Annotated in this window: 21 protein-coding genes; 18 read left to right on the forward strand and 3 right to left on the reverse strand. The window is 62.4% G+C overall.

The annotated features are described in order from the left end of the window. The 3 genes from ACN9MW_RS05100 to ACN9MW_RS05110 form a co-directional block, all read right to left on the reverse strand. Positions 1–432 carry a type II toxin-antitoxin system VapC family toxin gene (locus ACN9MW_RS05100; RefSeq protein WP_426168184.1) on the reverse strand — a complete coding sequence of 144 codons (432 nt, stop codon included), beginning with the start codon at positions 430–432 and terminating at the stop codon, positions 1–3. Next, positions 429–683, reverse strand: a complete 255-nt coding sequence (locus tag ACN9MW_RS05105; RefSeq protein WP_426168187.1) for a FitA-like ribbon-helix-helix domain-containing protein — start codon at positions 681–683, stop codon at positions 429–431. Before ACN9MW_RS05105 ends, ACN9MW_RS05100 begins: the two co-directional genes overlap by 4 nt. A 79-nt stretch (positions 684–762) precedes the next feature. Continuing rightward, the gene (locus ACN9MW_RS05110; protein WP_426168189.1) at positions 763–1,224 is read right to left on the reverse strand and encodes a hypothetical protein; all 462 of its coding nucleotides are present in this window, start codon (positions 1,222–1,224) and stop codon (positions 763–765) included. Between the two features lie 152 nt (positions 1,225–1,376). On the opposite strand from ACN9MW_RS05110, the gene ACN9MW_RS05115 reads away from it, so the two are divergent. The 18 genes from ACN9MW_RS05115 to ACN9MW_RS05200 all read left to right on the forward strand — a co-directional run bounded on the left by ACN9MW_RS05115 (position 1,377) and on the right by ACN9MW_RS05200 (position 22,400). After that, complete coding sequence (locus ACN9MW_RS05115; RefSeq protein ID WP_426168192.1) at positions 1,377–2,954, forward strand: methyl-accepting chemotaxis protein; 1,578 nt, start codon at positions 1,377–1,379, stop codon at positions 2,952–2,954. A gap of 114 nt (positions 2,955–3,068) precedes the next feature. Next, entirely contained in the window at positions 3,069–3,653 is a 585-nt protein-coding gene (locus tag ACN9MW_RS05120) for an RNA polymerase sigma factor (RefSeq protein ID WP_426168194.1), read from the forward strand. A 23-nt stretch (positions 3,654–3,676) separates the two neighbouring features. Next, positions 3,677–4,252 carry a ferritin-like domain-containing protein gene (locus tag ACN9MW_RS05125; protein ID WP_426168197.1) on the forward strand — a complete coding sequence of 192 codons (576 nt, stop codon included), beginning with the start codon at positions 3,677–3,679 and terminating at the stop codon, positions 4,250–4,252. Next, positions 4,249–4,614 (forward strand): c-type cytochrome, encoded by a 366-nt coding sequence (locus ACN9MW_RS05130; RefSeq protein WP_426168201.1) that lies wholly within the window; start codon positions 4,249–4,251, stop codon positions 4,612–4,614. Before ACN9MW_RS05125 ends, ACN9MW_RS05130 begins: the two co-directional genes overlap by 4 nt. A 36-nt stretch (positions 4,615–4,650) precedes the next feature. Continuing rightward, on the forward strand, positions 4,651–5,850 hold the full coding sequence (locus tag ACN9MW_RS05135) for a diguanylate cyclase domain-containing protein (RefSeq protein ID WP_426168204.1): 1,200 nt from the start codon (positions 4,651–4,653) through the stop codon (positions 5,848–5,850). Positions 5,851–6,077: 227 nt separating this feature from the next. Continuing rightward, the gene (locus ACN9MW_RS05140) at positions 6,078–6,974 is read left to right on the forward strand and encodes a glycosyltransferase family 2 protein (RefSeq protein ID WP_426168206.1); all 897 of its coding nucleotides are present in this window, start codon (positions 6,078–6,080) and stop codon (positions 6,972–6,974) included. Between the two features lie 48 nt (positions 6,975–7,022). Continuing rightward, complete coding sequence (galE, locus tag ACN9MW_RS05145) at positions 7,023–8,030, forward strand: UDP-glucose 4-epimerase GalE (protein WP_426168209.1); 1,008 nt, start codon at positions 7,023–7,025, stop codon at positions 8,028–8,030. A gap of 99 nt (positions 8,031–8,129) precedes the next feature. Further along, on the forward strand, positions 8,130–9,017 hold the full coding sequence (gene galU / locus ACN9MW_RS05150) for a UTP--glucose-1-phosphate uridylyltransferase GalU (protein WP_426168212.1): 888 nt from the start codon (positions 8,130–8,132) through the stop codon (positions 9,015–9,017). 80 nt (positions 9,018–9,097) lie between these two features. Beyond that, on the forward strand, positions 9,098–9,877 hold the full coding sequence (locus ACN9MW_RS05155) for a glycosyltransferase family 2 protein (protein ID WP_426168215.1): 780 nt from the start codon (positions 9,098–9,100) through the stop codon (positions 9,875–9,877). 142 nt (positions 9,878–10,019) lie between these two features. Next, a complete protein-coding gene (gene rfbB / locus ACN9MW_RS05160) occupies positions 10,020–11,075 on the forward strand; it encodes a dTDP-glucose 4,6-dehydratase (RefSeq protein ID WP_426168217.1) in 1,056 nt (351 codons plus the stop codon). Continuing rightward, positions 11,072–11,950 (forward strand): dTDP-4-dehydrorhamnose reductase, encoded by an 879-nt coding sequence (gene rfbD / locus ACN9MW_RS05165; RefSeq protein ID WP_426168220.1) that lies wholly within the window; start codon positions 11,072–11,074, stop codon positions 11,948–11,950. Before rfbB ends, rfbD begins: the two co-directional genes overlap by 4 nt. A gap of 12 nt (positions 11,951–11,962) precedes the next feature. After that, complete coding sequence (rfbA, locus tag ACN9MW_RS05170) at positions 11,963–12,844, forward strand: glucose-1-phosphate thymidylyltransferase RfbA (protein WP_426168223.1); 882 nt, start codon at positions 11,963–11,965, stop codon at positions 12,842–12,844. Further along, positions 12,844–13,389, forward strand: coding sequence for a dTDP-4-dehydrorhamnose 3,5-epimerase (gene rfbC, locus ACN9MW_RS05175; protein WP_426168226.1), 546 nt, complete (start codon positions 12,844–12,846; stop codon positions 13,387–13,389). Before rfbA ends, rfbC begins: the two co-directional genes overlap by 1 nt. A gap of 20 nt (positions 13,390–13,409) precedes the next feature. Then, the gene (locus ACN9MW_RS05180) at positions 13,410–15,605 is read left to right on the forward strand and encodes a glycosyltransferase (protein WP_426168228.1); all 2,196 of its coding nucleotides are present in this window, start codon (positions 13,410–13,412) and stop codon (positions 15,603–15,605) included. A 119-nt stretch (positions 15,606–15,724) separates the two neighbouring features. Beyond that, complete coding sequence (locus ACN9MW_RS05185; protein ID WP_426168231.1) at positions 15,725–17,167, forward strand: ABC transporter ATP-binding protein; 1,443 nt, start codon at positions 15,725–15,727, stop codon at positions 17,165–17,167. Further along, positions 17,160–18,194 (forward strand): class I SAM-dependent methyltransferase, encoded by a 1,035-nt coding sequence (locus ACN9MW_RS05190; protein WP_426168234.1) that lies wholly within the window; start codon positions 17,160–17,162, stop codon positions 18,192–18,194. The genes ACN9MW_RS05185 and ACN9MW_RS05190 overlap by 8 nt, the downstream gene beginning before the upstream one ends. 151 nt (positions 18,195–18,345) lie before the next feature. Beyond that, positions 18,346–20,580, forward strand: a complete 2,235-nt coding sequence (locus tag ACN9MW_RS05195; RefSeq protein WP_426168236.1) for a glycosyltransferase family 2 protein — start codon at positions 18,346–18,348, stop codon at positions 20,578–20,580. Continuing rightward, positions 20,580–22,400: an HAD family hydrolase gene (locus ACN9MW_RS05200; protein ID WP_426168239.1), complete on the forward strand. Its 1,821-nt coding sequence runs from the start codon at positions 20,580–20,582 to the stop codon at positions 22,398–22,400. The genes ACN9MW_RS05195 and ACN9MW_RS05200 overlap by 1 nt, the downstream gene beginning before the upstream one ends. The last annotated feature ends 34 nt before the right edge of the window (positions 22,401–22,434 follow it).

The following is a 22,434-nucleotide window of genomic DNA, read 5'->3' on the forward strand; positions in this document are numbered from 1 at the left end:
TTACCCTGATTGGCCAGGCGGCTCCCATGGATTAAAAACGGAGACGCCTGCCGCTTGGTAAGGAGCCATGTCGCGGGACGCCACAATGAAGTTGTGCGATGCGGCAATCGCAGCGATATAGCCGTCCGGTGTGGGAAATCCACGCCCGGCGGATTTTGCTGCTGCGGCCAGTTCCGCATAATGCCGGGCGGCCTCGATATCGAAGGCAAGGATGCGGCCCCTGAACAGGTCGACCAGACCGTCCAACGCTGCGGTCAACGCTTCCTTGCGCCGGCCGGTCGGGAGTGCACGAATGCCATAAAGCAGTTCGGCCAGCGTAATGCTTGACAGGTAAAGGGTTTCGGCCGCCTGGTTATCCAGCCAGGCCTTGACAGCGGGATGTGGTGCCGCTTTCATTGCTTCGGAAACCACATTGGTGTCGAGGACGATCATTCGAACGTCAATGGCTCGGCAGGTTTGCTGTCACGGGCTTGAGCTATGGTTTCGATGTCCTTGTCTGTAATGCCGATTTCGCGGCCGAGTGCAGACAAGGCTTCGCCCATGCGGATTCGCGTTTCCGGTTTTACTGCGCTGGCCAGAATTTCCCGCACTTCAGCCTCGGTGCTGCGCCCATTTCCGGCGGCACGCACCCGGAGCGCCCGGTGGACTTCATCGGGAAGGTTGCGAATTGTTAACATTGCCATCGAATCCCTCCGACAAATGCTGTGGATGCATTCATCCTAAACAGATGAATGCAAGCTAGCAAGCGCCGATTGCAATGAATTACGCGGCTCGGCGCGCGGCGCGGCAGGCTTCGAGCTGGGTGCGCAGCTCGGCGGCTTCTGCCAGGTAGTTGTCGCGCGCCGTGGTGGCGCCGACCAGCTCCATTTCCGCCGCCAGCTTGGCGTCGGACAGCGTGGCCGCGATGGCGACGCTGCGTTCGAGCTGACCGCGCAGGTCGGCGATCTGGGCATCCTTGCCTTCGATCGCCAGTTGGTCCTTGGCCTTGCCGACCAGGGCGTCCGCCGCGATATTGCGGGCGTTGCGCAATTCCCCGTTCAGGCGCGTGATCTGGTCTTCGTTTTCTTCCAGCGTGGCGTGGGCGGCTGCCAACTGCGCACGCAGTTCTTCGATCTCGCTGCGCAGCGGGCGGCCCACTTCCTGGGCGGCTTGCTGCACCCAGTGGTTCAGCGCCGCCTTGACCGATTCGGGGATTTCCAGCTGGGGGATGTCGTGCTCTGCCATGTCCGGCTCCGGTGAGGTGTCCACAATCCAGACACGATACCCCTCGATTTGCCGCAGGGCAATGGATGAATGGAAACTGAAAGCTCCTGTTTGTTATCCTGAAATTTGCTTCTTGGTAACAAACCAGGGCTAACAATAATAGGGAGACAATCATGGGCTGGTTCTACCACCTGAAGATCGGGAAGAAGCTGCTATGCGCGTTCAGCCTGGTCATCGCCTTCACCTGCGTGATGGGGCTGTTCTCCATCGTCGAGCTGGTCAAGGTCAGCAAGTCCTCGACCGACATCGCCACCAACTGGCTGCCGGCAGTACGCTACGTGGGGCAGGTGCAGACCTCGCTGGCCCGCTACCGCATTTCGGAGGCCAGCCACATCCTGGTGGATGAAGGCGAGGAAATGAGCACCATCGAAAAATCGATGGCCGGCCGCCTGGACACCATGCGCAAGCAACAGGAATTGCTGGCCGCGCTGGTGACCGATGCCGAAGAGTCACGCATTTACGCCGACCTGAAACAGGACATCGATGCCTACCTGGCGCAGAGCGCAAAATTGGCCGCGCTGTCGCGCGCCGGCAACAAGGAAGAGGCGCGCCTGCTGTTCCGTGGTGCTTCCAACAAGATTTACCGCAAGCTCAATGAGCAGTTCGAAGCGCTGTCGAAATATAACGACGAAGGCAGCAGCGGCGCCGAAAAAGCCGCAGCGGAACGCTTCGAGATGTCGCGCAAGCTGATCATCGGCATGCTGGCCGCGCTGCTGGTGGTGGGCGTGCTGCTGGCGCTGTGGGTGGCGCGCATCGTGGCGGCGCCTTTGAATGAGGCGGTAGCGGTGGCGCAGCGCGTAGCGGGCGGCGACCTGAGCGCCAGCATCAAGGTCGAATCGCGCGATGAGACAGGCGCGCTGATGCAATCGCTGCGCGAGATGAACGATAGCCTGGCGCACGTTGTGGGCCAGGTGCGCGGCGGCACCGATGCCATTGCCACCGCCTCGGCGCAGATCGCCAGCGGCAACCTGGACCTGTCGGCCCGCACCGAGAGCCAGGCCAGCTCGCTGGAAGAGACGGCATCGGCCATGGAGGAGCTGACCTCCACTGTGTGCCAGAACGCCGACAACGCGCGCGAAGCCAAGCAGCTCGCGCAGTCGGCATGGAACGTGGCCGGCGATGGCGGCAAGGTGGTGCAGCAGGTGATCCTGACGATGGAAAACATCAGCGCCGCCTCCGGCAAGATCGTCGACATCATCGCGGTCATCGACGGCATTGCGTTCCAGACCAACATCCTGGCTCTGAATGCGGCGGTGGAAGCGGCGCGTGCCGGCGAGCAGGGACGCGGTTTTGCCGTCGTCGCATCGGAAGTGCGCAACCTGGCCCAGCGTAGCGCCTCGGCGGCCAGGCAGATCAAGCAATTAATCGACGACTCCGCGCGCGAGGTGAATACCGGCACCCGGCTGGTGCAGCAGGCCGGCAGCACCATGGAACAGGTACTAGCCAGCGTGCGCCGCGTCAGCGACGTGGTGGCGGAGATCTCGGTCGCCAGCGCCGAGCAAAGCACCGGCATCGATGAAGTCAACCGCGCCATCGGCCAGATGGACGAAGTGACGCAGCAGAACGCCGCCCTGGTCGAACAGGCCGCTGCTGCAGCCGGAGCGCTGCAGGAGCAGGCCGACCAGCTGGCGGGCGTGGTCAGCCAGTTCCGCCTGGCCGGCATGCCGGGCCGGCAGCTGGCGCTGCGCTAGGCGCCTCCCTGCATAATGAAAACCACCTTCGGGTGGTTTTTTTTTGTTTTTCGGGAACGCAGGCGCAACGCGCGACATCCAATGTCTTGAAAACAGCCAGAAACGGGGAGCCCCATGAACGACCTAGCCGCATTCGAACAGCTGATGCGCCGCCATAACCGCGCCCTATACCGCACCGCGCGCAGCATCGTGAAGGACGATGCGGAAGCCGAGGACGTGCTGCAGGAAGCCTACCTGCTGGCTTTCCGCGCGATGGCCGACTTTCGCGGCGAAGCCAGCATGTCGACCTGGCTGACCCGCATCGTGATCAATGAAGCCATCGGCCGCACGCGCCGCCGCAGCGCCGAGATCATCCCGCTTGACGTGGAGGACACAATGGACGAACACCAGGAACGACCGGAGCAGGCCTTGCTGCGCAGCGAGGCGCGGCGCCTGATCGAGCGCAAGATCGATGGCCTGCCCGACAGCTTCCGCACGGTGTTCGTCCTGCGTGCGCTGGAGGAAATGACGGTGGAGGAAACCGCCGCCTGCCTCGCCATCCCGGAAGCCACCGTGCGCACGCGCTATTTCCGCGCCCGCGGCCTGCTGCGTGAAGCCTTGTCGCGCGAACTCGATGTCGCGCTGGAAGATGCGTTTTCCTTCGACGGCGCACGCTGCGACCGCATCGTTGCCAACGTTCTCGAACGGCTGAAAAACTGACCACCCACCACAAGGAGAAAACCATGTCCTTCCTGATTTCCCTCGACGACGCTGCACAGGGCACGCGCCGTTCCTTCCTCTCCAGATCGGGGCTGCTGCTGTCCGGCGCGGCCGTGGCGTTGCTGGCGGGCGAAGACGCCCTGGCCGCCAAAGGCGACAAATCGTCCGACGAAGACGTGCGCATCCTGAACACGGCGCTCGGCGCCGAACTGGAAGCGATTGCCGCCTACCAGCTGGGCGCGGAAAGCGGCCTGCTGCAAAAGTCGGTTCTCGACCTGGCGGTGACCTTCCAGGGCCACCACAAGGAGCATGCCGACATCCTCGCCAAAACGATCGCCAAGCTGGGAGGCAAGGCCGTTAGCGCCAAGGCGAAATATGCCTTCCCGACCGAGAACCTGACATCGCAGACGGACGTGCTGCGCTTTGCCGCGGCACTGGAGAAGGGCGCCGTCAGCGCCTACCTGGGCGCCGTGCCGCTGTTCGGCAACCGCGAGCTGGCCAAGGCGGCCGCCAGCATCCTCGGCGACGAGGCGATGCACTGGGCGGTGCTGCGCAACGCCCTCGGCGAAGCGCCGGTGCCGTCGGCCTTCATGTCATGAAAACCCCGCTTGCCGCACTGGCGCTGGCAGCGTGCAGCGCCACCACGCAGGCCGCGCCGGCTGCCAGCGTGGCCGCTGGCAAGGTGGTCTACGAGCGCTGCCTCGCTTGCCACGCGCTGGCCTACGACCGCACCGGGCCGCGCCATTGCGGCCTGTTCGGCCGCCGCGCCGGCAGCCTTGCAGGATTCCCGTATTCGCAGGCGATGCGGCGCTCGCGCATCGTCTGGAACGAGCAGACACTCAACCTGTTCCTGGCCGATCCGCTGAAGACCGTGCCCGGCACGAGCATGGGCTATGCAGGCGTCAAGGACGACGCCGAGCGCGCCGACCTGATCGCTTACCTGAAGCAGGCTTGCCGATAAACTTGTCCATGGCTTGTTTTGCGGTATCCTCGTTGGATGACCGATGCTTTAGCGCGCCTGCCGGAGCTGTTACTGGACGCCGTCTTCATGGTGGACGAGGGCGGACGCATCGTGTTCGTCAACCCGGCCTGCCGAGCGATCTTCGGCTACGCGCCGGAAGAAATGATCGGCCGCATCATCCTCGACTTCATCCATCCGGATGACAAGGACAGGACCGTGGCTGAAATGGGACATGTGCTGAACGGCCGTCCAGGCCTCGGCTTCGAGAACCGCTACCTGCGCAAGGATGGCAGCGTGGCCCACATCATGTGGACCGCGCGCTGGTCGCCCGAAGACCGCTTGCGCATCGGCGTGGCGCGCGAGATCAGCGAGCGCAAGCTTGCCGAGCAGCGCCAGGCCGGCATGCTGGCGCTGGCCACGGCCGCCCATGGCGCCGACAGCCTGCCCGAACTGTTCCGCAGCTTCGACCAGATCCTGCAAGGCTTGCTGCCCTTGCGCGGCATGGTGGCCGTGTTGCAGCCGGGCGAGCGGCTGGCCTATGCCAGCACGCCGGAACGGGCCGCGCGGCTCGACGCGACAGGCTGGCACCACGTCACCTTGTCGGGTTCCGGCATCGCGTTCGGCGAATTGCGGCTCGACTTGGGCCAGCACGGCGCGCTGTCGGCGAGGGAAATCGATCTGCTGGAATTTACTGCCGGCCAGGCCGGCGCCGTCATCGAAAGGCTGGCGCTGCATGCCGACCTGGCCCACGCCGCGCGCTACGACGAGCTGACCGGCCTGCCGAACCGGCGCCTGTTCCAGGACCGCATCCTGTCCGCCATTGCGCGCTGCCGGCGCGGCCAGTCGCGCGGTGCGCTGCTGTTCATCGACCTCGACGACTTCAAGCAGGTCAACGACCAGCATGGCCATGTGGTGGGCGACCAGCTCTTGCATGCCATTGCCCGCCGCATCACGTCCTGCGTGCGTGAATCCGATACGGTGGCGCGCATCGGCGGCGACGAATTTGTCGCCCTGCTGGAAAACGTGGCCGGCCATGCGCAGGCGGAAGCCCTGGCCAGCAAGATCCGGCAAGTGATTGCCACGCCCCTGGTGCTGGCCGGCCGCACCCTGCAGCCACACGCCAGCATCGGCATTGCCCTGTATCCCGAACATGGGGACGTCATCGACCAGCTCATGCGCCATGCCGACCAGGCCATGTATGCGGCGAAAGCCGCGCGCAAGGCCGCGGCGGACTGACTGGCCGGCCAGCCTGGAGGCCGGGCAAAGCCAGGGTTGTCATGACAAAATGCCAAGATGGCGGGCCCGGGCTGCCTTGCTGGGTTATCATAGCGGCCTTGCCGGCTGATGCATCGTGATCGGCTCGCGCTGTAAAGAATAGAGGAGGGTTGGTGAACCAACTGTGTGTTAAAGATGTTGGTGCGCCGCTGAGCATGGAGCACTTGGGTCCAAAAGTAGCTATCCTCTTGGGGACCTTCCGTGGCCAGCAGTATCTGGCGGAGCAGCTTGATTCCTTTGCCGCCCAGACTTATTCCAATTGGGAAGTGTGGGCCTCGGATGATGGCTCGACGGACGATACCCTGAAGATACTGGAAGGATTCAAGGCGCAGTGGCCTGCCGGCCGCCTGTCGATCCAGGCCGGTCCTGGCAAGGGGTTTGTCGCCAATTTCCTGGCGTTGACTTGCAATGCCGGCATCCAGGCAGAGTATTACGCGTATTCGGACCAGGACGATATCTGGGATGCCGATAAACTCGAGCGCGCCCTGCAATGGCTGGAGGGCGTGCCGGCTGGCGTTCCTGCCTTGTATTGCGCGCGTACCAGGCTGGTGGATTCGAACAACCGGGAAATCGGCTTTTCGGCCCCGTTCGGCAATCCGCGCTTTGCCAATGCCTTGGTGCAGAGCATTGCCGGCGGTAATACCATGGTATTCAACAATGCGGCCCGCACCTTGCTCCAGAAAGCAGGGCCGCAGCTGGCGGTGGTGTACCACGACTGGTGGGCCTATCTGGCCGTGAGCGCGTGTGGCGGGACGATTTTCTTCGACCCGACGCCTACGCTGCGTTACCGGCAGCATGGTGGAAACCTGGTCGGGATGAATTCAAGCTGGGCGGCGCGCTGGCAGCGCATGCGCAAACTGTGGCAGGGGCAACACAGGACTTGGAATGAAAACAATATCGCTGCATTGCGCATGCTGGAAGACCAGCTAACGCCTGACAATAGGGAAATACTGAACCATTTCGCCAAGGCGCGGGAAAAGGGCTTCATTTCACGCCTGGTCCATCTCTGGCGCAGCGGCGTCAGCCGGCAAACGCGGCTCGGCAATATCGCCCTGTTTGCTGCTGTTATCTTTCGGAAATTTTGACCTGGCGGCCTGGTATCAGCCGCCCGGCAGGAAGGCGACGATAGTCTGATGAATATTCTCGTAACAGGCGGTGCCGGCTATATTGGATCCCATACCTGCGTGGAACTGCTGGCAGCGGGACATACCATTGTCGTATTCGATAATTTCAGCAATAGCCACCCTGAATCGCTGGCCCGCATCGAACGCATTACCGGACAGCGGCCCATCCTGGTCGAGGGCGATATCCGCGACCAGGCCGCCATTGAGCAAGCCCTGCGGGGCCACCAGTGTCAGGCCGTCATACATTTTGCCGGCCTGAAGGCAGTCGGCGAGTCGGTCGAGCAGCCGCTTGCCTACTACGACTGCAATATCATCGGCACCCATCGCCTGCTGGGCGCAATGCAGGCTTGCGGTGTTCGCACCCTGGTCTTCAGTTCCTCGGCGACCGTCTATGGGGAGCCCCAGCGCCTGCCGTTGACCGAGGACCATCCGCTGTCGGCCACCAATCCCTATGGCCGCAGCAAGCTGTTCATTGAAGACATGCTGCGCGACGTGTACCGCGCCGACCCAGGCTGGCGCATTGCGATCCTGCGTTACTTTAACCCGGTCGGCGCCCATGAAAGCGGGCTGATTGGCGAGAACCCGCAGGGCGTTCCCAATAACCTGATGCCTTTCGTGGCGCAGGTGGCAGTCGGCCGGCGCGAATACCTGAATGTCTGGGGCAATGACTACCCGACCAGCGACGGCACTGGCGTGCGTGACTACATTCATGTGGTCGACCTGGCCGGCGGACACTTGAAAGCCTTGCAGCGCCTCGATGCCCCCCAGTGTTCAGAAATCAACCTCGGCACCGGGAATGGTTACAGCGTCCTGCAGGTGGTCCAGGCATTCGAGCATGCCAGCGGTCAAGCCATTCCGTATCGCATTTCTCCGCGGCGGGCAGGGGATGTCGCAGCGTGCTACGCCGACCCGTCCCGCGCGGCGCGCGAACTGGGCTGGAAGGCCCAGCGTGGCCTCGAGATCATGTGCCGCGATCACTGGAACTGGCAAAAGAAAAATCCGAATGGATACGTATAAGACGGATGAATCGCCGTGCTTTATCAGGGGCAGGTTTCTCAATGTTAGAATATTGCCCAATTTTAATGCCTGCTAGCAATTGATTATTAGGTACCAGTAATGAATCAAATCAAAAAAGCTGTCTTTCCAATTGCGGGGCTGGGAACCCGCTTTCTTCCCGCTACCAAGGCATCTGCCAAGGAAATGTTGCCGGTCGTCGACAAGCCGCTGATCCAGTATGCCGTGGAGGAGGCCTACGCCGCCGGGATTCGTCACATGATTTTTGTGACTGGCCGTACCAAACGCAGCGTGGAAGACCACTTTGACACGGCCTACGAGTTGGAAAACGAGCTTGAGCTGGCGGGCAAAACCGAGCTGCTGAATACGGCGCGCAGCATCGCGCCGGAGGATATGGTGTGCACTTACGTGCGCCAGCCCCGCGCCTTGGGACTCGGCCACGCTGTCTTGTGCGCCAAGGAACTCGTCGGCCATGAGCCGTTTGCGGTGCTCCTTGCCGACGATCTGATGGTCGGCAAGCCTTCGATCATGGCGCAGATGGTTGAACAGTTTGGCGAATGGCGGGCAAGCATCCTCGCCGTACAAAACGTACCGCGGGAAGACACCAAGCGCTACGGGATCGTGAGTGCCGAAGACGTCGCGCAAGACATCGTGAATGTGACTGGGATTGTGGAAAAGCCAACTCCAGAGACGGCGCCAAGCACGCTCGCAGTTGCCGGGCGCTATATCTTGACGCCAGGGATTTTCAAGGAGCTGGAGAATCTTCCGCGCGGCGTTGGCGGCGAAATCCAGCTGACCGACGGCATTGCCAATCTTTTGCGCCGCGAAAAGGTATTTGCCTATCGTTATAAAGGCGCGCGTTATGACTGCGGCAGTAAACTAGGCTTTTTGCAAGCCACTGTCGATCTGGGGGCGCACCACGATGAAATCGGTGCCGAGTTTTCCGCCTGGCTGGAATGGCGCAAGCAAAACCCGGTCGCTGCCGGTTGAACAATACTGGCATGAAAACCCGCTAGTGCCCGGACAGGGCGCCAGCCGGCGTCCCCGCGCCGGCCGGGTACGCTGAATATATGCATAAGAAATTAACCCTCTCGATCGTCAGTCACGGTCACCATGCCCATGTGGCGATCCTGTTGCAGCACCTGGCGCGGTTGGATCGGAGCGATTTTGAAGTCATCCTGACGCTGAATGTTCCGGAGCCGGAGCCGGCGCTGCTGGCGACCCTGCCTTACCCGGTACGGCTGATTCAGAATCCGACGCCCAAGGGTTTTGGCGCCAACCACAACGCGGCCTTCCTTGAAAGCGCAGGCGACTATTTCGTCATCCTTAATCCCGATATCGAGTTGCCGGAAGACCCCTTCGGCCCGCTGCTGGAGTTGGCTCAGCGGGACAGTCTCAATATCTGTGCCCCGGTGATTGTCGATGCCGACGGCCAGGTCGAGGACAGCGCGCGCAATTTCCCGACACCGTACGGCCTTTTCAAGCGCCTGGTCTGCCGTTTGCTGGGGCGCCCGATCCTGCCGGACGCCCTGCGGCAGGACAGCGACACCCTGCAGCCGGACTGGGTCGCGGGCATGTTCGTGATGGTGCCGCGCGCGATCTATCAACAGCTGGGCGGCTTCAATGATGACTATTTCCTGTACTTTGAGGATGTCGAATTTGGGGCCCGTGCACGCCTGGCAGGCTGCCATATCGTGGTATGCAAGCGCGCTCGTGTAATTCATCAGGCCCAGCGCGACAGCCACCGGCAGTTGCGTTTCATGTGGTGGCATGTGCAAAGTGCCGCGAAATTCTTCCGCTCCACAGTGTATCTGCGCGTCCTGATGCGGCGCGTGGCCAGGCCTGAATAGCCAGCCGGGGCCGAATGTAACTTGTGTTTCAGTTGTTGTGGATGAATCGAAACCGAGGCGTTAGCCCTGTTCAGATGCGGTAAAATCAACATTTACCTGAGTGGTAGAAGTTTATTGATAACTTGTTTTAGAGGAAGTCACGATGATCTTAGTAACGGGTGGTGCAGGCTTTATCGGGGCCAATTTTGTGCTGGACTGGGTGAAACAATCGGATGAATCCCTGGTCAACCTGGACATCCTGACTTACGCAGGCAACCGCGAAACGCTGGCATCGCTTGAAGGCGATGCACGCCATGTCTTCGTAAAAGGTGACATCGGTGACAGCGCCCTGGTGGCGCGCCTGCTGGCCGAGCATAAGCCGCGTGCGGTGGTGAATTTTGCTGCCGAAAGCCACGTCGACCGCTCGATTCACGGCCCAGAAGCTTTCATCCAGACTAATATTGTCGGCACTTTCCACCTGCTGGAGGCCGTGCGCGCCTATTGGAGCGGTCTGGACGGCGAGGAAAAGACCAATTTCCGTTTCCTGCACGTTTCGACGGACGAAGTGTACGGCTCGCTGGGCAAGGACGATCCTGCCTTTACGGAAACCAATCGTTACGAGCCGAACAGCCCGTATTCGGCCAGCAAGGCAGCCAGCGACCATCTGGTGCGGGCCTACCACCATACCTACGGCTTGCCAGTGCTGACCACGAACTGCTCGAACAACTACGGGCCATACCACTTCCCGGAAAAACTGATTCCGCTGGTGATCCACAACGCACTGGCTGGCAAGGCGCTGCCGATATACGGCGACGGCCAGCAGATCCGCGACTGGCTCTACGTCAAGGACCACTGCAGCGCCATCCGCCGCGTGCTGGAAGCCGGCGCGCTGGGCGAAACCTACAATGTCGGCGGCTGGAATGAGAAAGCCAACCTGGAGGTAGTTCACACCCTGTGCGAAATCCTTGACCAGTTGAAGCCGCGCGCCGATGGGCAGTCGTACAAGACGCAGATTACCTTCGTCAAGGACCGTCCCGGCCACGACAAGCGCTATGCGATCGATGCCAGCAAGCTGGAGCGCGAGCTGGGCTGGAAGCCGGCCGAAACCTTTGAGACCGGCATCCGCAAGACGGTGCAGTGGTACCTGGACAATACGGGCTGGGTCCAGAACGTCACCAGCGGCAACTACCGCAACTGGGTTGAGAAGCAATACGCATGAAAATCCTGCTGATCGGTAAGAACGGCCAGGTCGGCCGCGAACTGCAGCGTACCCTGCTGCCGCTAGGCGAACTGGTGGCGCTGGGCCGTGACGGCCTGGACCTGGGTGATCTCGCTGCAGTAAAGCGGGTATTGGCAAGCCAGGCTGCCGACGTGATTGTCAACGCTTCGGCCTACACTGCGGTCGACCGCGCCGAAGCTGACGAAGCCGGGGCCATGGCTGTCAATGCCGTTGCGGTTGGTGCGATGGCCGAATATGCGCGTGACAATGGCGCCTTGCTGATGCATTACTCGACCGACTACGTGTTCGACGGCACGAAGGCACAGCCTTATGTGGAAGACGATGCCACCGCACCGCAAAGCGCCTATGGCCGCAGCAAGCGCGCCGGCGAAGAAGCGATCCTTGCCAGCGGCTGCAAGGCGCTGGTGTTCCGTACGAGCTGGGTGTTCTCTGCCCATGGCGGCAACTTCATCAAGACCATGCTGCGCCTGGCCGGCGAACGCGATAGCCTGAATGTAGTCGCTGACCAAGTTGGCGCCCCGACCTCGGCCGAGCTGATAGCCGACGTCACTGCCCTGGCTCTGGCCGCCTACCGCCGCGGCGAACTGGCTGGCGGCATCTACCACCTTGCCGCCTCGGGCGCTACCAGCTGGCACGGCCTGGCCAGCTACGCGATCGCAAGCGCCAAGGCGCGCGGTGCCGCATTCAAGGTTGAACCGGCACAGATCCATCCAATACCGACCGAAGCTTATCCGCTGCCGGCCGCGCGGCCGAAAAATTCAAGGCTTGACACCGGCAAGCTTGCCGCCGCCCTCGGCCTGCAGCTGCCAGACTGGAAGATCCATGTCGACCGCCTCATTGAACAAATCTCCTGAACGGAAAACCGTATGAAACGCAAAGGCATTATCCTCGCCGGCGGCTCCGGCACTCGCCTCCATCCAGCCACCTTGGCAATCAGCAAGCAACTGCTGCCGGTGTTCGACAAACCGATGATTTACTATCCGCTCAGCACCCTGATGCTTGCCGGAATCCGCGATATCTTGATCATTTCAACGCCGCAGGATACGCCGCGCTTCCAGCAGTTGCTTGGCAATGGCGAGCAATGGGGCTTGAACCTCGAGTATGCGGTACAGGAATCGCCGGACGGTCTGGCCCAGGCCTTTATCATCGGTGAGCGCTTTATTGGCGACAATCAGTCGGCGCTGGTGCTGGGAGATAACATCTTCTATGGCCACGAGTTCCAGGACCTGCTGGGCAATGCCATGGCCCGTACTGAAGGCGCCAGCGTCTTCGCGTACCATGTGCAGGACCCGGAACGTTATGGCGTGGCCGAGTTCGACGCCCAGCGGCGCGTGCTGTCGCTGGAAGAAAAGCCCGCCAAGCCCAAATCGAACTATGCGGTGACAGGCCTGTATTTCTACGATAATCAAGTCGCTGAGCTGGCCAAGAGCCTGAAGCCGTCAGCACGTGGCGAACTGGAAATTACCGACCTGAACCGCCTGTACCTCGAACAGGGCAAGCTCAATGTCGAAATCATGGGCCGCGGCTATGCCTGGCTTGACACCGGCACCCACGAATCGCTGCTGGAGGCCGGCCAGTTCATCGCGACGCTGGAGAATCGCCAAGGCCTGAAAGTCGCCTGCCCTGAGGAAATCTCCTTCCGCCAGGACTGGATCGATGCCGCGCAACTGGAAAAACTCGCGCGCCCGCTGGCCAAGAATGGCTACGGCCAGTACTTGTTGCGCATTTTGCAAGAAAAGGTGTATTGATGAACGCCACCCGCATGAGCATTCCCGATGTTGTGCTGATCGAACCCAAGGTGTTTGGGGACGAACGCGGTTTCTTCTATGAGAGTTTCAACCAGCGCGCATTCAACCAGGCGATCGGGCGTGAAGTCACCTTCGTGCAGGACAACCATAGCCGCTCCGCGCGCACGGTGCTGCGTGGCTTGCATTACCAGATCCAGCATCCGCAGGGGAAGCTGGTGCGCGTGACCCATGGCGTGGTATACGATGTCGCGGTCGATTTGCGGCGCAGCTCGCCGACCTTTGGCCAATATGTCGGCGTGGAACTGTCAGCCGAGAACAAGCGCATGCTGTGGATACCGGAAGGTTTTGCGCACGGCTTCGTGGTGTTGTCCGAAAATGCCGAGTTCCTGTATAAGACGACTGACTTCTGGTATCCCGAATTTGAGCGCAGCCTGGCATGGAATGACCCTACCGTCGGAATAGCCTGGCCGTTCGAGGGGGCTCCGGCGCTCTCAGCCAAGGATCAGGCAGGCAAGCTGCTGGCCGACGCGGAGCATTTCGCATGAGCGTCCGGCGCTAGGCTGCGATGAAACCGGCGAGCAAGCGCTTGGTGCAGGGGCTGGCGGCGTTGCGGCTTGGCACGCTGCTTGGCCGCGCAAAACCAGCGCCGCCGGCACTATCCGACTTGCCGCCCGGCTTTGACGGCGAGCGCTATCTGGAGTTGAACCACGATGTCCGGGCGGCCGGCATTGCACCGGCCGCGCATTATTTGCTATACGGCCGACATGAGGGGCGCAGCTTTGCGGCGCCTCCCGCCATCACTGATGAGCCTGCGAAGTCGCCGCTGCTGGTGCACCTGATCCAGGAGGCCTTGCCGCCAGGCTTCGACAGCCGGCTCTACCTGGAATTGAACCCCGATGTGCAGGCAGCCGGCAGCGACCCGATCGAGCATTTCCTGCTGCACGGCCGCGCCGAAGGACGGCCATACCAGCTGGCGCCCGCCCCGACCGAGGAAGAGCCCACCCTGGCGCTGGAGGAATTGCCCGCCGGCTTTGATGGCGCACTGTATTTGCAGTTGCATCCCGATTTGCAGGCGGCAGGGGTCGACCCGGTCCGGCACTATCTGCAGCATGGCTCGGCCGAGGGGCGGGCGATCGCGCCGCCGGATCCGGCCCAGGCGCAAAAGGACGCGCTGGCCCAGTTGCCTGCCGACTTTGATCCTGAGCTTTACCGCAAATTGCACCTTGACCTGGCCGACCCGGCAATTGATGGCATAGCCCATTATCTTCATTTCGGCCGGCATGAGCAGCGCGCCTATACCTTGCCGGCGCTGGACTTGTCGGAAGGCCGCTGGCAGGCGGACCGCGAAACCGTGCTGGTCGTTTGCCACGAAGCGTCGCGTACCGGCGCGCCTATCCTCGGCTTGAACCTTGTGCAATCCCTGCTTGAGCGCTACAACGTGGTGGCGGTCCTGCTGGGCGATGGACCGCTGGTCGATGCCTTCCGCCGCTCAGGCGCCGCGGTCGCGCTACTGCCGGCTGCGCGCCTCAGCAACTTGCTGGCGCGCAACCTGGTGACGCAGCTATGCCAGCGTTATCGTTTCAAGTTTGCATTGGTCAACAGCATTGTCTCCGGGCTGATGTTCGAGCCGCTGGCAGAGGCCTTTGTGCCGACCATCGGTCTGGTGCATGAATTCGCTTCCTATACGCGGCCGCACGGCGCCTTTCGCAATGCCTTGCTCTGGTCGACGGAGATAGTGTTTTCCGCCAAGGTCACCATGGAAAATGCGTATGCTGAATATCCCGACCTGCCGCGGCGGAGTGCCCGGATCTTGCCCCAGGGGCCCTGCCGGCTGCCCGAGACGGGGCTGGAGCAGGCGGCACTGGCGAGCGAGCAGGATGCCTTGCGTCGGCAAATGCGGCCGCCCGAGGCAAGGGATGCGACCCTGGTGCTGGGCGTGGGGTTTGTGCAGCTGCGCAAAGGGGTCGAACTGTTTATCGAATGCGCGGCGCGGGTGGCGCGCTTGCCCGGAGGCGGGAATTGCCGGTTCGTATGGATCGGCAAGGGTTACCAGCCGGACCAGGATGTGGCGTACTCGGTGTATCTGGCCGACCAGGTCCGGCGCGCCGGCCTGGAGCAGCAACTGGTCTTCATCGACGAGACCATTGCGATTGAAACCGCCTACGAAGAAGCCGACATCATGTTGCTCTCTTCGCGCCTTGATCCGCTGCCGAACGTGGCCATCGACGCCTTGGCGAGCCGCTTGCCGGTACTGTGCTTCGACCGCACCACCGGCATTGCAGACTTCCTGGCCGAGAGTGGGTTGCGCGAATATTGCGTCGCCGACTACCTCGACACCTCGATGATGGCCAGCAAGGTCGTGGCGCTGGCCAACGATGCGGCCTTGCGCGGGCACGTAGCCGCGCGCAGCCAGGCGGCGGCGGCAAGCTATTTCAACATGGAGCGCTACATTGCAAGCCTCGAGCAGCTCGCGCTCTGCGCTGCGCAGCGCATCGAGCAAGAGCGGGCCGACACCCGCACGATAGTCGAATCCGGCATGTTCCAACCTGCATTGGCCAGCATGCCGGGCGAAGCCGGCACATTGGAGGCCCAGGTCCGTCGTTATGTGCGCGCATGGGCAAGCGGCATTGACTTGCACATGCCGCATCCAGGCTTTCGCCCTGAGCTTTATCGCGAACAGCAGGGAACGGTTGCAGAGAACACCGATCCGTTCGCGCACTATTTGCGGGCAGGCCAGCCGCCAGGGGCATGGAACTGCTAGCACGGTTGGGATCGCCCGGGAGTCTGGGCGGGCTGTTGAAATGCTAAAATAGAAGATTATTCTTTGTTCGCGCCCCCGTGACGGCCAGCGCCCATGATGTTTTTTGTGTAAGTGGTAGCATGAATTCGGAAATTAATGTCGTTGCTGCAGCGGGCGCGCAGGGCCGTGCCGTCGACGCGGGCCAGAGCGTGCCAGCCCCGGGACCAGCTGAAATTGCCATTGCGGTCAGCAACCTTAGCAAATGCTATCAAATCTATGAGCAACCGCGCGACCGCCTGAAGCAGTCGGTGTTGCCGCGCCTTCAGCGCGCGCTTGGCCAGGCTCCCGCCCGGTATTACCGCGAGTTCTGGGCAGTCAATGATGTCTCGTTCGAAATCAGGAAAGGCCAGACGGTCGGCATTATCGGTCGTAACGGCTGCGGCAAGTCGACCCTGTTGCAGATGATTTGCGGCACGCTGAACGCAAGTGGCGGCAAGGTGGAGACCCGTGGCCGCGTTGCCGCCCTGCTGGAACTGGGGGCCGGCTTCAACCCGGAGTTCACCGGACGCGAGAACGTGTACATGAATGCCACCGTACTGGGCCTGCGGAAAGAAGAAGTCGACGCCCGCTACCAGGACATTGTAGCCTTTGCCGATATCGGCGATTTCGTCGACCGTCCGGTCAAGACCTATTCCAGCGGCATGATGGTGCGCCTGGCTTTTGCCGTCATTGCCCACGTCGATGCCGACATTCTGGTGATCGACGAGGCGCTGGCTGTCGGCGATGCCTTCTTTACGCAAAAATGCATGCGCTTCCTGCGCAATTTCATGAAGACCGGCACCGTGCTGTTTGTCAGCCACGACACGGCCGCAGTGCGCAGCCTGTGCAACTATGCGATCTGGATTGAACAGGGACGCATGCTGGAGCAGGGCGCGCCGAAGGAGGTGTGCGAACACTACCTGGAAGCGTTCTACGAGGCACAGCAAGGCAAGAGCACTTCAACGCGCATCAAGTCCGCCGGCACTGGAATGGCGGCGGCAGCGCAGGACCAGCGGCGCGACTTCATCAACGCCAGCAACTTGCGCAACGACCTTGAGCTCTTTGCCTTCGACCCCGACGCGCCGTCGTTCGGCAAAGGCGAGGCGCAGATCACAGCGGTGCGCTTCCTCGACGCGCAAGGGCAGCCGCTGGCCTGGATCGTCGGCGGCGAAAACGTGGTCCTGCGCGTCGAGGCGCAGGCCCATAGCGCCCTTGATTCGCCGATCATCGGTTTCTACGTGAAAGACAAGCTGGGCCAGAACCTGTTCGGCGACAATACCTGGCTGACCAGCATGGATGCGCCGGTCGCTTGCGATGGCGGTCAGTTCCTGGCGGCAGATTTCGCGTTCCAGATGCCGCGCCTGGCCGCCGGCCAGTATTCGATTACGGTGGCAATTGCCAACGGATCACAGCACGATCACGTGCAGCACCACTGGGTGCATGATGCCGTCAGCTTCAAATCCGAGTCCACCAGCGTGGCGGGCGGGCTGATCGGCATCCCGATGCAAAATATTAAACTTGAAACGTTGGCTGTCCATGAATGACTTTAAAGAAGGCCTGCTGCAGGCCGCGAACTTCACCCCGGTCTCCCTGCAAGCCCCCGATGGCTGGTGTGGCCACCTGCCGTTTGCCGCCTGGCTGATGAAGCAGTTGCGTCCGTCACTGTATGTGGAACTGGGCACGCACTCGGGCAATTCCTACTTCGCGTTTTGCCAGGCTGCACGCGAAGACAATATTGGCGTCAAGTGCTATGCGGTCGATACCTGGCAGGGGGACGAGCACGCGGGCAATTACGGCGGCGATGTGTTCGAGCAGGTGTCGCTGCATAACCAGGCCCATTACGCCGGCTTCTCGCGCCTGCTGCGCATGACTTTCGACGATGCGGTCAACTATTTCTCCGATGCGTCGATTGACTTGCTGCACATCGACGGGCTGCACACCTACGAGGCGGTCAAGCACGATTTCGAGACCTGGCTGCCGAAGTTGGCGCCGGGTGCGATCGTGCTGTTCCATGACATCAATGTGCGCGAGCGCGGTTTCGGGGTCTGGAAGCTGTGGGAAGAACTGCAGCAACGCTATGCCGCCCACCATGAGTTCGTGCATTCGCACGGGCTGGGCGTCCTGTGCATTGGCGGCGCCGGCGAAACCACTGCGCTGCCGTGGCTGCGCCCCGGCTGCGCGGAGCAGCATGTGCTGCGCAACTATTTTTCCGCGCTTGGCGCGCGCCAGCTCGAGCGTTTCCAGGCAGCGCAGTCGCACAGCCAGCTCGCTTCCGCGCGCCAGCAGATTGCTGAACGTGATGCCTTGATTACCCACTTGCATGAAGTCGTGGCGGAACATAGCGGCAACCTGCACGTGGCGAATACGGCGCTGGCCCAGCGCGACGTCCAGATGGAAGAGGCGCACGCGGCATTGGACCTGCTGCGCAAGGCTCAGGTCGAATATGAAGAACAGCGGGAAGCCTTGACCGCAGCCTTGGCCGAACGCGATGCCCAGCTGGCCGCCGCGCGCCAGGAATTGGCTGAACGCGACGGCAAAGCTGTGGCCACCTGGCGCGCCCTCAAAGATTGATTTAGTTTTACAGAACTAAAATTGTATAATTTGCAATCATGCGGCGCGCTGGAGCAGGGGCGATGCCCGGCTGCCAGCGCGTGTAACGCTCTTTGCGCGCCCGTCCTTTTAAGTGGTAACCATGAATTCCGAATTCAATGAAAGTTTGTACTTGAAGATCAACCCGGACGTTGCCGCCGCCGTGCGCAGCAAGCAGTTTGCTTCAGGCCGGGAGCATTACGACAAGGTGGGGCGCAAGGAAGGCCGCCCGACCGACTACACGGAATTGATGGACAGCCTGGTCATTGCTGCCGCCGAGCGCGGCAGCGAGGTGCAGCGCCTGCAGCAGGCCCTGCGTGAACGCGAGCTTGAAATTGCAGCGTTGAAGCAGGCCATCCAAGCGATCTATCACTCGACCAGTTGGCGCTGCAGTGCGCCGCTGCGCTGGCTGGGCACGGCGGCGCGCACCCTGACCGGCGGTGCGGCGTTCTGGCGCAAAGTCGCGGCCGCGCGCACGGTCCTGCTGCGCTTGCTGCGCCAGGAATCGCTGCCAAGCCTGGCGGCGCGCGCCCTGAAAGTGTGGCGGCGCGAAGGACTGCGTGGCCTGGTGACCCGGCTGCGCCAGCAGCACCAGCGCGCCGCCGCCCAGGCGGGTGCCGCTGGCACTGCTGCCGCGCTCGGGTTTTCGCTGACGCCGGCCGCCCTGGTGCGGGGGCAGGATGGCCGCTATGCGCTGGAGCCGGCCAGCCCGGGCTATACCTATATTGAACCCCAGCGTCCTGTCGACCTGGCCGAACGCCTGGCCGCGATGGCTGCCGCGCCGCGCTTTTCCATCGTCGTGCCGGTCTACAATACGACGCCGCAGCTATTGGCCGACGTGCTTTCGTCAGTGCAAGGGCAATGGTATCCGCACTGGGAGCTGATCCTGGTTGACGATGCCAGCCCCAGCGCCGAAACCCGGGCCGCGCTGTCTGCGATCGACCATCAGCAAATCAAGTTGCTGCGCCTGGAGAAGAACCAGGGGATTGCCGGCGCCACCAATGCCGGCCTGGCCGCGGCCCAGGGCGATTTCATCGTGTTCATGGACCACGACGATACGCTGACTGTTGACTGCTTGTACGAATTGGCCTTGTGCATCGACGACGAGCAACCGGACTTCGTCTACAGCGACGAAGACAAGCTCGACGAGCAGGGCCGGTATGTCCAGCCGCATTTCAAGCCGGACTGGTCACCGGACACGATGATGAGCACCATGTTTACCTGCCACGTGTCCTGCGTGCGCCGCAGGCTGCTGGAACAGGTCGGCGGCCTGCGCTCGCAGTACGACGGCTGCCAGGACTGGGATTTCGTGCTGCGCGTAGCGGAACACACCAGCCGCATTAGCCATGTCCCGAAAGTGCTGTACCACTGGCGCATTATTCCTGCGTCGGTGGCGGCCGATATCGGCGCCAAGCCGTATGTGCTGGAAGCATCGCGCCGGGTGCGCGCCGACGCGCTGGAACGGCGCGGCCATGCCGGCAGCGTCGAAGCCGTGACCCAGATGCCGGGCTTCTTCCGCGTCAATTACCACCTGCGCGGCACGCCCCTGGTTTCGATCATTATCCCTAGCCGCGACAATGGTGCGGTGCTGCGTCGCTGCATCGAGTCGATCCATGAAAAGAGCAGCTACCGCAATTTCGAAATCATCGTGCTGGACAATGGCTCGGTTGACGCGGCCACCCTGGCTTACCTGGAGCAGGTGCAGCTGGCAGGCCAGGCGCAGGTGCTGCGGCACGACGCGCCATTCAACTTCTCCGAGCTGAACAATATCGGCGTGGCCAGGTCCAGGGGCGAGCTGCTGCTGTTCCTGAACGACGATACCGAAGTGCTGTGCGCCGACTGGCTCGAACGCATGGGCGGCTATGCGCAGCTGCCGCACATTGGCGCGGTGGGCGCCAAGCTGCTCTATCCCGGGGCGCGCGAAGTACAGCACGCGGGCGTGTTGAACCTGGCCGACGGCCCCGGCCATGCCTTCCTGCGCCAGCCGGCCGAGGCGCCTGGCTACTATATGCGCAACCTGCTGGAATATAACTGGCTGGCCGTCACCGGCGCCTGCCTGATGATGGCCGCCGACAAATACCGCGCGCTGGGCCAGTTCGACGAGAGCTTCCCGATTGCCTACAACGACGTCGAGCTGTGCTTCCGTAGCGCGGCTGCCGGGCTGTATAACGTTGTCGTTCCGGCGGTCACCCTGATCCACCACGAGTCGATCAGCCGCGGCGTCGACCATATCGACCCGGTCAAGCTGGCGCGCCTGACACGCGAGCGGCATCGCCTCTACGAGGCGCACCCGGCGTATTTCCAGCGCGACCCGTTCCACAATCCCAATCTTCACCCCTGCGGTGTCAATTTCGAGGTGCCATGCTGATGAACGCTCCTGCCCCTGTTTCATTGGCGCCGGCCACAGCGCAGGCCCATTTCCAGTCCGAAGAGCTGGAGGCATTGCTGGCACGCGCCAGCGCCGTTTCCTTTGATTTCTTCGACACCCTGTTCATCCGTCCCTTGTCTCACCCCGAAGACGCGTTCGATATCCTGGGCGCCCGCTTTGGGATTCCTGATTTCCGCGCACGCCGCCGCGCCGCCCAGACCGAAGCGTTCCGGCGCATGGCTGCGGCAGGGCGCAAGGAAATCACCCTGCACGACATCTATGCCTGCTGGCCCGAGAGCGGCGTGCCGGGCGTCGAGCTGATGCAGGCCGAATATGAGCTCGAGCTGGCGCTGGTGGAACCGAACCCGGAACTGGCGCAAGTGTTCGCGGCCGTGCTGGCCTCCGGCAAGCCGGTGGTGATCACTTCCGATATGTATTTGTCGGCCGAATTCTTTGTCGCGGCGCTGCGGCCGCATGGCTGGGATCATCTGCCATTGTTCATTTCCGCCGACCGCAATGCCACCAAGCGCGACGCTGGGGAGCTGTTCGACGCGGTGGCGGCACAATTGGGCCTTGACGCCAGCGCAATCTTGCACATCGGCGACAATGAGCTTGCCGACGTCACGCGTCCACGCGACAAGGGCCTGATGGCTTTCCATTACCGCGCCGCGAAGCCGGCCGGCGACGGGACCAGGAAGGCGGCATCGCTCGCGCTGTCCTTGGGGCAGGGCTTGCTGCGCACGCGCGCGCGCGACATTGCGGCTGACTCGTTTGCCGAGCTGGGCTATACCTATGGCGGGCCAGCCAACCTCGGTTTCCTCGACTGGATCGGCGAACGTGCCCGCGCCGACGGCGTCGAGCATGTCCTGTTCCTGTCGCGCGACGGCTATACGATGGAGCGCATTGCGCGCGCCGATCCTGCTTGCGCCTTGCCGCCTTACTGTTACTTCCTCGGCTCGCGCACCGCCTACACGCTGGCGGCGATCCGTGCCGACAATTTCAACGAATTCCTGCCTTTCCTGCTGTCGGGCAGCGATGGCCTGGCACCGCACGAAGTCCTCGAGCGCATCGGCGTGACGCCGCCCGCGCCGCAGGCGATGGCCGACCTGGGCCTCGGCGACGATGTGCGCATTTCACCGTCCCTGCACCCGCGGCTGGCCAGCTTCCTGTACGCTTACCGCTGGGAGATCCTCAAGGTATGCCAGCGCAACCGCAGCGCCTTGTACCGCTACCTGCGCCAGATCGGGCTGAAGGATGGCAGCCGGGTTGCCCTGGTTGACGTTGGCTGGAGCGGGACCAGCCAGGAAGCGTTTGAGATGGCGCTCAAGCCGCTGATGCAACTGGACGTATTCGGTTATTACTTCTGCCTGGCCGATACGCCCGAACGCCAGCGCCGTGCAGGTTCGCAGCGCATGGCAGCACTGGTCAATGAGGCCAGCACGTCGGCGGCAACGGTGGCCAGCGTCTACGCCAACCGCGTCACAGCCGAGCTGTTCTTCTCGGCGCCGCATCGCTCCGTGATTGGCCTTCAGGATGGTGCCAACGGGGTCGAAGCGGTGTTCGATGCCGGACGCGGCGACACCGGCGAGCTGTCGGCCATCGCACAAGAGGTTTGCGATGGCGTGCAAGCGTTCGCAGCGCACTATTTGCCGCAGCGCCGCCGCCTCGACGTGCGCGCCACCCCGTTGCAGACGGCCTGGCCATTGATTGAATTGCTGACCGATCCGGGCAAGAAAGCGCAGCAGTTGCTCGGCCAGGTTAAGAACTTCGACGCCTGGGGCAGTTCGCGTCACCACAAACTGACGGTTCGCGACTACTGAGCCCTGCGCCAATCAATCAGCCGCAAGCCGGCAG

The organism is Pseudoduganella sp. R-34 (genome assembly GCF_049904655.1).
In the GTDB taxonomy this organism is placed as follows: Bacteria; Pseudomonadota; Gammaproteobacteria; order Burkholderiales; family Burkholderiaceae_D; genus Rugamonas.

Coding starts and splice junctions, on each gene's coding strand:
- rfbB (WP_426168217.1), top strand. CDS start 10,020: ATGATCTTAGTAACGGGTGGTGCAGGCTTTATCGGGGCCAATTTTGTG.
- ACN9MW_RS05115 (WP_426168192.1), top strand. CDS start 1,377: ATGGGCTGGTTCTACCACCTGAAGATCGGGAAGAAGCTGCTATGCGCG.
- ACN9MW_RS05100 (WP_426168184.1), bottom strand. CDS start 432: ATGATCGTCCTCGACACCAATGTGGTTTCCGAAGCAATGAAAGCGGCA.
- ACN9MW_RS05185 (WP_426168231.1), top strand. CDS start 15,725: ATGAATTCGGAAATTAATGTCGTTGCTGCAGCGGGCGCGCAGGGCCGT.
- ACN9MW_RS05120 (WP_426168194.1), top strand. CDS start 3,069: ATGAACGACCTAGCCGCATTCGAACAGCTGATGCGCCGCCATAACCGC.
- ACN9MW_RS05125 (WP_426168197.1), top strand. CDS start 3,677: ATGTCCTTCCTGATTTCCCTCGACGACGCTGCACAGGGCACGCGCCGT.
- ACN9MW_RS05105 (WP_426168187.1), bottom strand. CDS start 683: ATGGCAATGTTAACAATTCGCAACCTTCCCGATGAAGTCCACCGGGCG.
- rfbD (WP_426168220.1), top strand. CDS start 11,072: ATGAAAATCCTGCTGATCGGTAAGAACGGCCAGGTCGGCCGCGAACTG.
- galE (WP_426168209.1), top strand. CDS start 7,023: ATGAATATTCTCGTAACAGGCGGTGCCGGCTATATTGGATCCCATACC.
- ACN9MW_RS05190 (WP_426168234.1), top strand. CDS start 17,160: ATGAATGACTTTAAAGAAGGCCTGCTGCAGGCCGCGAACTTCACCCCG.
- ACN9MW_RS05155 (WP_426168215.1), top strand. CDS start 9,098: ATGCATAAGAAATTAACCCTCTCGATCGTCAGTCACGGTCACCATGCC.
- rfbA (WP_426168223.1), top strand. CDS start 11,963: ATGAAACGCAAAGGCATTATCCTCGCCGGCGGCTCCGGCACTCGCCTC.
- galU (WP_426168212.1), top strand. CDS start 8,130: ATGAATCAAATCAAAAAAGCTGTCTTTCCAATTGCGGGGCTGGGAACC.
- ACN9MW_RS05110 (WP_426168189.1), bottom strand. CDS start 1,224: ATGGCAGAGCACGACATCCCCCAGCTGGAAATCCCCGAATCGGTCAAG.
- ACN9MW_RS05130 (WP_426168201.1), top strand. CDS start 4,249: ATGAAAACCCCGCTTGCCGCACTGGCGCTGGCAGCGTGCAGCGCCACC.
- ACN9MW_RS05200 (WP_426168239.1), top strand. CDS start 20,580: ATGAACGCTCCTGCCCCTGTTTCATTGGCGCCGGCCACAGCGCAGGCC.
- ACN9MW_RS05180 (WP_426168228.1), top strand. CDS start 13,410: ATGAAACCGGCGAGCAAGCGCTTGGTGCAGGGGCTGGCGGCGTTGCGG.
- rfbC (WP_426168226.1), top strand. CDS start 12,844: ATGAACGCCACCCGCATGAGCATTCCCGATGTTGTGCTGATCGAACCC.
- ACN9MW_RS05135 (WP_426168204.1), top strand. CDS start 4,651: ATGACCGATGCTTTAGCGCGCCTGCCGGAGCTGTTACTGGACGCCGTC.